Source organism: Sphingomonas sp. (assembly GCF_035944535.1).
In the GTDB taxonomy this organism is placed as follows: domain Bacteria; phylum Pseudomonadota; class Alphaproteobacteria; order Sphingomonadales; family Sphingomonadaceae; genus Sphingomonas_B.
In genome coordinates, this window is sequence record NZ_DASZBC010000007.1 from 177,939 (window position 1) to 190,738 (window position 12,800).

The window sequence follows — 12,800 nt, forward strand, 5'->3', positions numbered from 1 at the left end:
CAGTCAAAGCCCGGTTAACCGTCCTTCTTGCCTGAAAGGCCCGACATCGCCTGGCGGCCGAACGCCGCGATCATCTCGCCGATCTCGCGCACCTGGGCCATGCTGCGCGTGCCCTGTTCGCGCACATATTCGGACTGGACCTGCATCAGCTCGGTAACGCCGCCAGCCTTGGCAGCGGCGCGGAGCGCGGCGAAGGCCTGCCGCGAATTCTCCTCGGCATGGTCGATGACCTTCATGCTGAGCGCCGCGCTGTTCTCGGCGGCTTTGGTGGCGCCTTCGCGAACCGCGTCGCCGGCGGCCTTCATCTTGTCCGGTTCAAGCATGTTGCTTTGCTCCTTTGGGCTTGGTGGCGGACGGAATAGCAGCGGCCTTGAGCTCCTCAAAGCTCTGCCGCAGCCCATCGGCATAGACGGACGGATCGGGCATGGCGTCGCGATCGGCGGTGAAGCTGATCGCGATGGTGTCGACATAGGAATAGATGGTGTTGATCAGGCCCATCGAGTCGAAGATCGGCCCGAGCCCGTACATGGAGACCATCTTCGCGCCGGCGAAGTAAAGCGGCACGCGGCTGCCAGGCACGTTCGTGACGACCGTGTTGAACACCGGCGCGTGGGCATTGGCAGCGCCGAGGCGGGTGTAGAGCCGGGCCGCCACGCCGGACAGGCCGGCCGGCATGAACTGACTGTAATCGGTCAACGTCCGTGCGCCCACCGCGTTGGTCAGCGCCTTGGAGTTGACTGCTTCGGCATGGACATGGCGCAGCCGCTCCATCGGATCGGCGATATGGGTGCCGAGACCGACCACCATCGCCGAAACGAGGTTGCCCAGCGCCGCCTTTTCGCCCTCGGCGCGGACGGAGATCGGCGCCATGGCGGTCATGCTTTCGGCCGGCAAGGCGCCGCGGTTTAGCAGATAGCGCCGCAGCCCGCCGCCGACGATCGTGAGGATGACGTCGTTGACCGTCGCGCCGGGCACCGCGTCCTTGATCGTGCGGATGTCGGCCAGCGGAAACGGCGCCGCGTCGAACACCCGGTGCGAACCCACCTTGCCGTTCAGCGGCGTGCGTGGCGCGGGCCGCTGATTGGCGATCGACACGTCGCCCTTGGATACGCTCTGTCCGAGGCGCGCTAGGCCGGGCACGCCGCGCGCTATGGTTTCGGCGAACTGCAAGGGTTTGCGCAGCGAGTTGAAATAGCTTTTGATCAGCAGGTCGGAGACGCCGGGCAGATCGTCAGGCTTCCAATCGTCGTTGGCGATGCGGTTCGGCTTGTCGGGCGAGAGATCGTGGATGGCGGCCGACATCTCGACCCCAGACATGCCATCGATCGCGGCATGGTGGACCTTGGCGACCAAGGCGAAGCAGCCTGGCGGGAGGCCCTCGATATTGTCGAGGCCCTCGACGATGATGAACTCCCAGAGCGGCTTGGACAGGTCGAGCGGTCGCGAATGGAGCCGCGCTACCTGGATGCAAAGCTGCCGCCAGTCACCCGGCTTGGGCAGGGCGATGTGGCGGACATGATATTCGAGGTCGAAGTCCGGATCCTCGATCCAGTAAGGGTGGTCGAGATCGAAAGGCAGCCGCACCAGCCGCTGGCGGAAGGATCGCGCCCCGCCAAGCCGCGAACCGATAAACTCCAAGATATCCTTGAAGCGGACAAAGCCGCCGGGCGCCGTCGAGGGATCGTAGATGCCGACCGAGCCGATATGCATCGGCGTGTGCGGCGTCTCCAGATAGACGAAGCTCGCATCCTGGCCGCTCAGCTGCTGCATCTTCTCTCTCCCCTCTTTTGTAACAGGCTGCCCGAAAGGCTGCGCATCCGCAATCCGCGCCGCGGCCGGATCAACCGAGGGGCTGGTCCAGATCGACGCGCCAGAAGCGGGTCTCCACCCCCTCCACACCGAAATCATTGTCGTTCACGAGGAGCAGGCTGTCGGGGGCGAGCAGCACCATCCCCTCCAGATCGGGTCCGATCTCCGGGTGATCGTCCGTCGAAAAGATGAGCTGTTTCGACAGCAGCGGCACTCCCGATCCGTGCCGGCTGAGTTGCTCCAGGCTCGGCAGTGTCGAACGTTCCGCATGCTCTGCGGGCAGGCGGCACGAGTCGGTCAGCCTGACCTCGTAGAACTTCGTCGTATGCGAGCCGCGTTCGAGGAACAGCAGGTGGTCCTCGCCGATGACGGTCAGCTCGCTGACCTTCAGGTCCGCCCAGTCAATTGCGCCGGCCTCGCGGTCGCGCCGGAAGGTCGCGGGATCGTCGAGCGGGTAGGCGAACTGGGCCAGCAGATCGCCGGTCGCCTTATCCAGCTTCCACACCCGCACCCAGCGGCCCTGTTCGTGCGCTGCTTCGTCCGGATGCGCGAGCGGGCTCTGGAAGGCGAGGTAGAGAAGGCGCTGGTCGGGCGATATGCCGAGTGCCTCGAAGCCGCGGTTGATCTGCCGCTTGGCCGCGATCGACGGCAGCGCGCCCACGACAGGGTAGGGCGCTCCTGCGAAAGCCGCTTCGCTGCCGGACGGCACCCAGCGCACCACGACTTCGCCATTTGCGCCGATCCGGAGCAGAGATGGGCCATATTCGTCACCGACCCAGAAGCTGCCATCGGCAAGCGAAACAATGCCCTCGGTGTCCGCGCCCGACGGGCTGGGCGAGAGACGTTCGCCGTCCAAGTCGATCGCCGGCTCGGTCGAGCAATGGTCGCTCCCGGGTGCCGGCAGGCCGGACAGCGGACGCCCGTTGCAGTCCCGCAGTTCGATGGTCCGGGCGATCTCGACCCGGTCAGCTCGGACGTCGAGTTCCGATATTGCGGGGCCGATAGCGACGCACGGCATCAGCTTCGCGCCCGAGGGGAAGCTCTTGTCCGCCAAATGCCTCAGGCCATAGCGTTCGATCGCTAGCTTCACCTTCAGATTGGGTCCCCGGTCGCCTATCGCCCAGATCCGCCCGTCCGGACTCTTGCTGAGCCCCGAGCCGATCCCGCGCAGCACGCGCATGTCACCACCGGGCAGTTTCAGCCTGGTCAGTTCCTGGTCAGAGTAGAGGAGTGGCGTGATCCCGATCGCGTTCATCTTCCTCGAACGCACCAATCGGCTCGCCGACTGCATCGTGCGCCTCGGCCATCAGCCAGTCTCGAAAGGCTTGCCGGGCCAGAGAGCCGGAGGCTTGCTCGGGCGTGACGAAGTAATGGCTCCAGCCGGTTGGGATTGCGGGGCCGAGCTGGTGCAGACGGCCGTTGCGGATTTGGCTGGCGAAGATCGACACGTCCATCAGGCCGACGCCCAGGCCGGCAAACACCGCCTCCGCGACCAGCTCACGCCCGTCGAGCGACTGGCTCCGCCGTAGATCGGGCACTTTGCTGCCAGTGGCCTTGGACCAGATGCTCCACTCCGGCGGCTGGCGGCTGTTCACGATCATGCTTTCGGGGGCGAGCTCTCCTAGCGGCCTCCCGGTCGACGGATGGTCGGGCCGGCAGACGGGCGCAAGTTGCTGGGAGAAGAGCAGCTCCGCGCGGAGACCCTGCCAATGTCCTGGTCCGCACCGGATCGCGCAATCGACGCGCTCCGCGTCGAGCTTCACCAGCCGCTCGGTGGTGAGGATCTGCACGTCGATCTCCGGGTGCAGCGCGCGAAAGCCGGCCAGGCGGGGCAGCAGCCACAGCGCGGCGAAGTTCGGGAGCATGGTGACCGTCACCGTCTGCGACGCGTTCGACAGAAAGCTCGCCAGAGACGCGTCGATTCGCGCGAATGCCGCCTGGAGTTCGCGTGCCAAGGACTTGCCCGTCTCCGTGGCGGCAAGCGCGCGGCCGTTCCGCGTCAGCAGCTTCTGGCCGAGGCCCGCTTCCACCTGACGGACCTGAAACGCGACGGCCGAGACGCTGACGTTCAGCTCGCGCGCTGCCAAAGTGAGGCTCTCCAGGCGCGCGGCCGCCTCGAAGCTGCGGAGCGCCTTCAGGCTCGGTTGGAAGCTCGGGTTCATCTTTCAGTTTTTCTGCATTCAGCGGCGCGAAGTTTCAAATTTTCCGCGCTCGGTGCGCAGGATAGCCTGCCGCCATGACAGGCATTTTCACGCTTTCCTTTCTCCTGCTGCTTGGCGCCGGAGCGGAGCTTACGGCCTATGAGCGCTTCCAGCTGCACAATCGCGAGTCGCGGGCAGCGCAGGACCGTAAGGACTACCCAGCCTATCTCGGCCATGTGCGGGAGGTGCATGCGCTGCTTCCCGGCAACGCCACCATTCGCTTCCGCCTGGCCAGAGCCCATGCGCTGAACGGGCAGCGCGATGCGGCGCTTGCCGAACTACGGACGCTGGCGCGGCAGGGTTTCGGCTACAAGCTGTCCGAGGAATTGGCCTTCGCGGCCTGGGCTGACGATCCGGAGTTTCGCCAAGTGGAGGCGACGCTGCTGGCCAACAACGGGGGCGATATTCGGTCGAGGCTGGGCTCCATTCCGCTCGCTGACGAGCTACGCGGAGAAGCGATTGCCTGGTCGCCCGCGAGCAAGTCCTTCCTGCTCGGCGGCAAGGGCGGCGTCTATAGTCTCGATCGCGACGGGCGCGGTCAGCGGCTGCTCGCGGGATGGGCCGAAGGCGTGCTCGGCATCCGTCCCGATCCCGCCACCGGCAGCTTTCTGGTGTGCGTCAGCAACGAGAAGGTGAAGACGGCGCAGGTCGCGCGGCATCGCCTGTCCGACGGCGCGGTGCTTGCGACCTATCCGCTCCCTGCTACGGGCGCCTTGTGCAACGACATCGCCATTCTCCCCGGCGACGGCTTCGCCGTCACCGACAGCAACAACAGCCTGGTCTTTCGCCTGGAGAATGATCGGCTGGCGCCGGTCAGGCTTACCTTGCCCATCTTTCTGCCGAACGGAATCGCCGCCGACCCCGCCGGCCGCCTCTTCGTCGCCGATGCAAACGGCATCGTGGTGCATGACCTCACCACCAGCGAAAGCTGGCAACTGGAGCCGGAGACGAGCAGCTTCGCCGCCCTGGACGGCATGGTGTGGCACGAGGGTGCCCTCATCGGCGTGCAGAACCAGACCGTCCCCGCCCGCCTGCTTCGCATCCGCCCCGACGCGGCGGCGCGGCGGGCGCGGGTGGGGGTGCTGCTCGCCGACGGGGCGCTCCGCAACTCGGCAACAGTGGCCGTCGTCGGCAAGGAGGCGTTCGTCTTCACGCGGACACGGGACGAGCAGGACAAGACTCTGCCCGCGCTCGTCCGGGTCAGGCTCTAGGGTTACTTTCCGAAGCCGAACACGTCCTGGTGGTAACGGCCCTGTTCCATCAGCTCTTCCAGCCAGGTGGAGCTGTATTCGTGATCCGTGCCTGACATGGTGCCGTGGATCGCGATCAGCGTGTCGCGCACCGCGGGCGCCATGTAGCGACCGTCGCCGCAGACGAACACTTGGGCACCAGCCCGCAGCCCCGACCAGACGCGCTCCTGCTCAGCGAGCAGCGCGTCCTGGACATAGCGCCAGGGGTGATCCTTAACCGTCGAGTATGCCAGGAAAGGCTGGACGAGACCGTCCGCGGCCCAACCTTCCACCTCTTCGCGGCAGAGCCAGTCATGGTCCGGATGGCGGCAGCCAAAGAAGAGCAGGATTTCACCGGTGCGGCCGCCCGCGGCCTTCTGGGCGGCGCGCTCCTGCAGGAAGCCGCGTAACGGAGCGAAGCCGGTCCCCGGCCCGATCAGGATCATCGGCAGGCTCGGATCGGCTGGGGGCGCGAAGGGCGGGTTCGGCGAGCGGACATAACCGAACACCTCGTCGCCCGGCTTTACGTCGCGCATATAGGAGGAGGCGAAGCCCTGATGCTCGCCGAGGCCGGACCAGGCGGGCGCGCGGGTGGTGCCGACGATCAGGTCGACATGGTCGGGCGTGACCAGCGGGCTGGACGCGATCGAGTAGAAGCGAGGGGCGATGGCGGGCGAAAGTTCAACCAGCCCGTCCAGGGGCAGCTCGGCGGCGGGCACGAGGTCGAGTAGGTCCAGCACCGTCATGCGGCGGGCGGCATAATCGTCCCACTTACCTTCCATTTCGGTCAGCTGCGTCCGGCTGTTGGGGCAGCGCGTGTGGCGGGCGATCAGGTCCAGCGCGCGGCGCGGCGCCGGCTCCTGCAGTTCGACGAAATCCGTCAGGAGCTGGCGAACGGAGACGGTCTGGCCAAGCGGCAAGTGGCGGAAACGGCTGCCCTGACCGCCGACTTCGACCTGAGTTTCGCCAGAGAGCCCCAGGCGGGTGAGCGCCCGTTCGACCAAAGCGGGCCGGTTGCGGGCGTAGACGGCGATGTGATCGCCGGTCCGATAGCTGGCTCCTTCTGGCAGCTTCAGGCGAATAAAGCGCGTGGAGTCGCGCGGCGACTCCAGCGCGTAATCCCACAGGCCATCGGCCGGGCGGATTAGTTCACGGTTCTCGACGATCGTCAGACGCGTCGCGTGTTCGGGCAGGGCCTGGGCGCGGATCGCGCCGGCTTCGACGATGCGCAGCGATAGGGTCGGCTGCGCCTGGCTTGGCTCGGCCTCGCCGCCAAGCGCCTTCCAGAGGTCGCGCAGGAAGGTCGCGATGGCGCCATCGAAATCGCCGTCCGCGTCGGCTTCGGCACGTGGGACGAGACGGCGGGCGCCCGTCTTTTCCAGCACCTCGTCCACGCGGCGGGGAAAAGCCTGGAAATTGGGCCATTGCGAGTTGCCGAGGCCGAGCACGGCGAAGCGCGCCTCGGGCCAGTGCTTCGCGTCGAAGAAGCCGGCCTCGATCGCTTTCTCGACATTGACGGCGCTGTCCGGCGCGCGGCCGTTATAGGTTGCCGTAACGACAACCAGCACTCGGTCCTCCGCCTCCAGCCCGCGCGCGAAGCTTTCGTCCATCGCGCGGACGACGGTGTCGAACCCGTCCAGCGAGGCGCGCTCGGCGATTTCCTCCGCCACGTCGCGCGCCGTGCCCAGGCTGGTGCCGTAGAGAACGGCGAGGCGCTGGCCGCCGCCGCTGACGGACGCCATCTCCTTTTCCGCCTTCGTCTCGGCGACACCGGCGACCGACAGCCGCTCATGCGAGCTGCGGCTGCGGACGCGCATGTGGAACTCGTCGGGCTTGATCGACAGCGTCTCCTTGATGGTCAGGCGATAGCCGTGCGGGTCGCTGATCGCGAAGCGCTGCAGGATCATGGCGATGGCGAGCTTCGCTTCGACGAGCGCGAACTGCCGTCCGATGCAGGCGCGGGCGCCGTTGCCGAACGGCTTGTACGCATGCGGGTGCCGGGCGCGCTCGGCCTCGGGCAGCCAGCGGTCGATGTCGAACTCGTCGGGGTTGGCCCAGACCTTCGGGTCGCGGTGAAGGCCGGGCGAGAAGACATTGACCGGCCGATCCTTGCGCATCAGCCACTTGCCGCCGATCACCTGATCCTCAAACGGTGCGAGGCTGAAGGCGGGCGCGGTCGGCCAGAGCCGCTGCGACTCCTTGATGATCCGCTCGATCACCTCGAGCCGGGCGAGGTGATGGAATTCGGGCCTGGTGTCGCCCGGCAGCACACGGTCGACCTCGGCATAGGCCTGGGCCAGCACGTGCGGGTGGCGGAGCAGCAGGGCGAAGGTGAAGGCGAGCAGGCCGGACGTGGTCTCGTGGCCGGCGATCAGGAAGGTCAGCACCTGGTAGCGGATGTTGAGATCATCCAGGCGCTCGCCAGTCTCCGGATCGACCGCGTTGATCATCAGGTTGAGGAGATCGTTCGACTCGATCGGATGCTTGCGCCGTTCGGCGATGATGCCGTCGACCAGCGCGTTCATCTCGGTGATGTCGGCGTCGAACTGACGCTTTGCTTTTTTCGCCAGCCGGTTCTGGATCGGCAGGCGGGTGATCGTGTTCAGGGACTCGCCGAGGGCCCGGGCGAGCGCTTCGAGGAAGCTGTCGAGCTGATCCTTCTCGAAGCTGTTGAAGCGGTGGCCGAAGCCGGCGATCGCGATCGAGTCGAGGGTCAGCCGCGTCATGTCGTCGGCGACGAGGATGTCCTGCCCTTCGAGCTTCGACCATTTGGTGATCAGCTGGTCGCACACTTCCAGGATCAGGTCGTAATAGCCCTTCATCGCGCGCTGGCTGAAGGCGGGCAGCAGGATGCGATGCGCCTTGCCCCAATTCGGCTCTTCGCTGAACGCGGTGAACAGCCCGTCGCCCGCAAAGCGGCGCACGACACGCAGCCCCGGCCCGGGCATCTTGCGAAAGCGCGTCTCGTCGCACAGCTCGGCGACCAGATCGGCCGAAGTGACGAACAGGCCGACGCGGCTGCCGAATTTCAGCTTGAAGATGCCTTCCGGCATGTCCCGGCTGACCTCGAGCAGGTGGCCCACCAGCCCTGATTTGGCGATTTGGTGGAGATGGCCGACGATCGGCAGGCCGGGAGGGGAGGGAATGCTCGCTGGTGCTGTGCTCGCCATGGCCGCAGCTTGGCGGAAGGCAGCCGACCGCTCAAGGCGTCATCCCGAACTTGTTTCAGGATAAGGTTAGAGCAGCGGGATGTCTGGGGGGCACCCTGGTACTCGGAGTGGCGGAGACCTTATCCCGAAACAAGTTCGGGATGACGAGATTTAGCCGCTCCAGCCGTCCTGCCACAGGTTCGGGAACGCCGCCTTCAGCGCGACCAGCTTGGGCGCGTCGTGCGCGCGGATATAGCCGTGGTTCGGGTTCCGGCGGGCGAAGTTCTGGTGATAGGCTTCCGCCGGAAAGAAGGGGCCCCGTTCGATCCTGGTCACGATCGGCCGCGGATAGGCGCGGGCTGCGGCGAGTTGGGCCAGGTAGGCGCGGGCCACCCGTTCCTGCTCAGCACCGATCGGGAAGATCGCCGACCGGTAACTGGGGCCGATATCGGGACCCTGGCGATTGAGTTGCGTCGGATCATGCGCGACGGCGAAATAAACGCGGAGCAACGTGCCGTAACTGATCTGGCGCGGATCGTAGAGGATGCGGACCGCTTCGGCATGGCGGGTCTTCTCGGTCGAGACCGCATCATAGTTCGCCGTTTTCTGGTCGCCGCCGGCATAGCCCGAGGTGACGCTCTTCACGCCCTTCACATGCTCGAACACCGCCTCGACGCCCCAGAAGCAACCCCCGGCGAGGACGGCCGTCTGCAGCCCGGTGGCGCGGGCGGCGTCCATCTTCGGAGCAGGCACGGCAACGGCGCGCGCGCTCTCGGCGATCGACGCGCCGCCGACGGCCCAGGCCGCCAGGCTCAGACCCGCGATGATGCCGAACGAGGCCCGCGCGCGCATCGCGTCAGGCCTTGTAGATCGACTCGATCTTGGACTTGAGCGTGTCGGTGCCCTCGGCCGGCGTCATCGCCACCAGAGCCGCCAGGCCCATCACAAAGCCTCCGCTCAGGCTGCGAAACAGATCGGACCGAAACAGCGCACGCATGACTTTCTTTCCCTTGCTCTGCTCGGGTCTTGATGACCCTTCGCTCCATTTACGGAGTCGTTTGCCAGATGGATGCTGCCCCTGCTGTGAACAGCATCACAAGGCGAGGTTCAGACGATCAATCCGGCTGATTGGACGATGAACATGTAGGGACGGGATGAGGTCGTTACAGGTGCGGAATTTGAAACGCTGTGTTTCGATAAATCCTCCCCGGTGCGGGGAGGGGGACCATGCGCAGCATGGTGGAGGGGGCCCGCCGCCCGAACTGCAGCATGGTGGGCCCCATCCACCACGCCGCTTCGCGTCGCGGTCCCCCTCCCCGTGCCGGGGAGCTTACTTCAGCGCCGCGCACGCCTCCTGAATTCGGGTGCAGGCTTCCCGCAACACCTCTTCCGAAGTCGCATAGCTGACTCGAAAGGCGGGGGAGAGGCCGAATGCCGTGCCGCACACCGCCGCGACGCGAGCATGGTCGAGGAAATAGCCGATCAGGTCGTCGTCGCAGCCGATCCGCTTGCCGTCGGGCGTGGTCTTGCCGATGCAGCCGCTCGCATCCGGATAGACATAGAAAGCGCCTTCCGGCGTCGGGCAGTGCAGGCCCGGCGCTTGGTTCAGCATGTCGACGACCAAGTCGCGGCGCTTGCGGAAGGCGGTCTGGCGTTCGGCGAGGAAATCCTGCGGACCGTCCAACGCGGCGGCAGCGGCGGCCTGGGCGATGGAGCAGGGATTGGACGTGGACTGGGACTGGAGCTTGGCCATCGCCTTGATCAGCCAGGCAGGGCCACCCGCATAGCCGATCCGCCAGCCGGTCATCGCATAGGCCTTGGAACAGCCATTCTCGGTCAGGATCCGGTCCTTCAGGTCCGGGCAAAGCTGCGCCATGGTGGTGAAGGGGAAGTCGGCATAGAAGATGTGCTCATACATGTCGTCGCTGAGCAGCATCACATGCTCGTGCCTGCGGAGCACTTCGCCCAAGCCCTTCAGCTCCTCGGCCGAATAGGCGGCACCCGATGGGTTGGACGGCGAGTTGAGGATCACCCAGCGGGTCCGCGGCGTGATCGCCCCAACGAGCTGTTCAGGCGTAATCTTGTAGCCCTGGTCCGCGCCGCCTTCGATGATCACCGGCGTGGCGCCCGAATAGGCGACCATGTCGGGATAGCTGACCCAATAGGGCGCGGGGATGATGACCTCGTCGCCGGCTTCGCAGGTCGCGACGAGCGCGTTGAAGATGACGTGCTTGCCGCCAACGCCGGCGATGATCTCATTGGGCGCATAGTCGAGGCCGTTCTCGCGCTTGAACTTGCGCGCGATCGCCTCCTTCAGCTCAGGCGTGCCGTCGACATTGGTATATTTGGTTTTGCCTGCCCGGATCGCGTCGATCGCCGCTTCCTTGACGAAGTCGGGCGTGTCGAAGTCGGGCTCCCCGGCCGAAAGCCCGATGACGTCCACCCCCTGCCGCTTCAGCTCGGCGACGCGGGCGGTCATCGCCAGCGTCTGCGACGGGTGGATGCGGTCGAGCGCGGCTGACAGGCGAGGCATGGTCGGTTCCCCCAATCGGACGGGGGCGGCTATACCGAACGCAGTCGCGCCCGCAACAGTCCCCGGGCGGAGTTGCCCATGAAGAAATCGCCCGACAAATCCTCGGCACGGAGGTCGGCCTCGACGGCGCGGCCCGTCTCGATCAACTCGGCGCGGAGCACGCCCGGCAGCATCCCGCGCGAGAGAGGCGGCGTCAGCAACATGCCGTCGCGCTCCACGAAGATGCTGGTGAAGCTGCCTTCGGTGAGAAAGCCGTCCGTGTCGGTGAACGCGACTTCGAAGCAGCCGGCGGCGCGGCGAGCCTGGTCGTAAAAGCCTCGATCTGTCGTCTTGTGCCGAAGACGGAAGTCATCAGAGGAGACAGGCAGCGGCGCGAGCGCGACCTCGACCGTATCCGGCGGCTGTTCAAGCCGGCGCACCTCGATCGCATAGCTGCCAGCCGGCGAAGCGAGTAGACGGATTCGGGATGGTTCGCGCAGGCGAAATGTCGCCGCCTGCAGCTCGTTTCGTGCGGCGTGGCGGTCGAAGGTGAAGCCGAATGCCTCGGCGCTCGCCTTCATCCGCGCCATGTGGCGGTCGAGGCGGGTCAGGCCGTCGTGCGGATCGAAACCCATGGTCTCGATCAGATCGAAACGACGGTCGGACTCCACGAATACTCCCTTCGCCAGACATTCCAGCCACTCGGCCGCGGGCACGGAGTCGGCGACGATGCCCGAACCCAGCCCAAGAGTGGCCGTGCGCGCGCCCGGCTTCAAGTGCAGGGTGCGAATGGCGACGTTAAAGGCGGCCTCACCTTCGGGGTTAATGTGCCCGATGGCGCCGGTGTAGATGCCGCGAGGCGCCTGCTCGACCTCGGCGATGATCTCCATCGCCCGGAGCTTGGGGGCGCCGGTGATCGAGCCGCAGGGGAAGAGCGCCTCCAGAGTGCCGATGGTGTCGCGGCCCTCCGCCAGCGACGCGGTGACGGTGGAGGTCATCTGCTGGACGGTCGGGTAGGTCTCGACCGCGAACAGCTCGGGCACCGAGACGCTACCGGGGGCCGCCACCCGCGACAGATCATTGCGGAGCAGGTCGACGATCATCAGATTTTCGGCCCGCTGCTTGGGATCGCCACGCAGCAGCTCCGGGTCGGCATCGGGAGCCGCGGTGCCCTTCATCGGCTTGGCCGTCAGCCGGTCGCCTAGTCGGTTGAAGAAGAGTTCGGGGGAAAGGGACAGCAGCCAGTCCTCGCCCGTCCAGATGAGCGCGCCATAGGATGCGCGCGCGCGCTGGCGCAGGCCAGCGTAAATGGCGCGCGGATCGCCGGCGACAGGCACTTCGGCGCGGAAGGTGAGATTGGCCTGGTAGATGTCGCCGGCGACGATCGCCTGCTGCACGCGGTCGACCTGACGAAGATAGTCGGCACATTCGATCAGCGGCCGCGGAGCGCCGGTCGATCCGCCAGCGGCATCCGGAAGCCAAGTCTTCGCGTCGACTTCCTCCACGTCGTCGAACAGCCCGAACCACAGGAGCGGGGTGTCTGGAGGCCGGAACATAGTCGCGAGCCTCGGCTCGAGCGCGAATGCTGCTTCGTAGGAGATAAACCCCGCCGCGTGGGTGCCTGCCCGCCGCAGTGTCTCCAGTGACGGCCGGACCTGTTTGAGCGTGTCGGCCCGCACGATCTGACGGGGCTTCCGAAACAGCCGCGCAGGTGCGCCGGATCGTGCGTCGTCGAGGAGGATGAAGGGCGGCACAGAGAGGCGTAAGAGCGGAAGCCGACCACCCGCACAAGCGTCATCCCGAACTTGTTTCGGGATAAGGCCCAGCTCGCAGCCAACCGGACGGGATCACGCCTGGCACGACCCTTATCCCGAAACAAGTTCGGGATGACGGCGTGGGT

The 12,800-nt window shown here is 66.3% G+C and carries 10 protein-coding genes; 1 reads left to right on the plus strand and 9 read right to left on the minus strand.

Annotated features, from left to right (window positions below):
- Window positions 1-14: 14 nt before the first annotated feature.
- The 4 genes from VGT77_RS07825 to VGT77_RS07840 form a co-directional block, all read right to left on the minus strand.
- Entirely contained in the window at window positions 15-323 is a 309-nt protein-coding gene (locus tag VGT77_RS07825; protein WP_327461255.1) for a phasin family protein, read from the minus strand.
- On the minus strand, window positions 316-1,770 hold the full coding sequence (locus VGT77_RS07830) for a wax ester/triacylglycerol synthase family O-acyltransferase (RefSeq protein ID WP_327461257.1): 1,455 nt from the start codon (window positions 1,768-1,770) through the stop codon (window positions 316-318). Before VGT77_RS07830 ends, VGT77_RS07825 begins: the two co-directional genes overlap by 8 nt.
- Window positions 1,771-1,840: 70 nt before the next feature.
- Complete coding sequence (locus VGT77_RS07835) at window positions 1,841-3,064, minus strand: esterase-like activity of phytase family protein (RefSeq protein ID WP_327461259.1); 1,224 nt, start codon at window positions 3,062-3,064, stop codon at window positions 1,841-1,843.
- Window positions 3,027-3,971: a LysR substrate-binding domain-containing protein gene (locus VGT77_RS07840; RefSeq protein WP_327461261.1), complete on the minus strand. Its 945-nt coding sequence runs from the start codon at window positions 3,969-3,971 to the stop codon at window positions 3,027-3,029. The genes VGT77_RS07835 and VGT77_RS07840 overlap by 38 nt, the downstream gene beginning before the upstream one ends.
- 74 nt (window positions 3,972-4,045) lie before the next feature.
- Between VGT77_RS07840 and VGT77_RS07845 the strand changes: the two genes are divergently transcribed.
- A complete protein-coding gene (locus VGT77_RS07845; protein WP_327461263.1) occupies window positions 4,046-5,221 on the plus strand; it encodes a hypothetical protein in 1,176 nt (391 codons plus the stop codon).
- 2 nt (window positions 5,222-5,223) lie between these two features.
- Here VGT77_RS07845 and VGT77_RS07850 read toward each other — a convergent pair whose 3' ends face one another.
- From VGT77_RS07850 to pabB, 5 genes are all read right to left on the minus strand, one after another.
- Entirely contained in the window at window positions 5,224-8,409 is a 3,186-nt protein-coding gene (locus VGT77_RS07850) for a bifunctional cytochrome P450/NADPH--P450 reductase (RefSeq protein WP_327461264.1), read from the minus strand.
- Window positions 8,410-8,559: 150 nt separating this feature from the next.
- Window positions 8,560-9,240, minus strand: coding sequence for a peptide-methionine (S)-S-oxide reductase MsrA (gene msrA, locus VGT77_RS07855; protein WP_414713368.1), 681 nt, complete (start codon window positions 9,238-9,240; stop codon window positions 8,560-8,562).
- Window positions 9,241-9,244: 4 nt separating this feature from the next.
- Complete coding sequence (locus tag VGT77_RS07860) at window positions 9,245-9,385, minus strand: hypothetical protein (protein ID WP_327461265.1); 141 nt, start codon at window positions 9,383-9,385, stop codon at window positions 9,245-9,247.
- Window positions 9,386-9,718: 333 nt separating this feature from the next.
- A complete protein-coding gene (locus VGT77_RS07865; protein ID WP_327461266.1) occupies window positions 9,719-10,921 on the minus strand; it encodes a pyridoxal phosphate-dependent aminotransferase in 1,203 nt (400 codons plus the stop codon).
- A 29-nt stretch (window positions 10,922-10,950) separates the two neighbouring features.
- Window positions 10,951-12,654, minus strand: a complete 1,704-nt coding sequence (pabB, locus tag VGT77_RS07870; protein WP_327461267.1) for an aminodeoxychorismate synthase component I — start codon at window positions 12,652-12,654, stop codon at window positions 10,951-10,953.
- Between the last annotated feature and the right edge of the window lie 146 nt (window positions 12,655-12,800).

Coding starts and splice junctions, on each gene's coding strand:
- VGT77_RS07825 (WP_327461255.1), bottom strand. CDS start 323: ATGCTTGAACCGGACAAGATGAAGGCCGCCGGCGACGCGGTTCGCGAA.
- VGT77_RS07830 (WP_327461257.1), bottom strand. CDS start 1,770: ATGCAGCAGCTGAGCGGCCAGGATGCGAGCTTCGTCTATCTGGAGACG.
- VGT77_RS07835 (WP_327461259.1), bottom strand. CDS start 3,064: ATGAACGCGATCGGGATCACGCCACTCCTCTACTCTGACCAGGAACTG.
- VGT77_RS07840 (WP_327461261.1), bottom strand. CDS start 3,971: ATGAACCCGAGCTTCCAACCGAGCCTGAAGGCGCTCCGCAGCTTCGAG.
- VGT77_RS07845 (WP_327461263.1), top strand. CDS start 4,046: ATGACAGGCATTTTCACGCTTTCCTTTCTCCTGCTGCTTGGCGCCGGA.
- VGT77_RS07850 (WP_327461264.1), bottom strand. CDS start 8,409: ATGGCGAGCACAGCACCAGCGAGCATTCCCTCCCCTCCCGGCCTGCCG.
- msrA (WP_414713368.1), bottom strand. CDS start 9,240: ATGCGCGCGCGGGCCTCGTTCGGCATCATCGCGGGTCTGAGCCTGGCG.
- VGT77_RS07860 (WP_327461265.1), bottom strand. CDS start 9,385: ATGCGTGCGCTGTTTCGGTCCGATCTGTTTCGCAGCCTGAGCGGAGGC.
- VGT77_RS07865 (WP_327461266.1), bottom strand. CDS start 10,921: ATGCCTCGCCTGTCAGCCGCGCTCGACCGCATCCACCCGTCGCAGACG.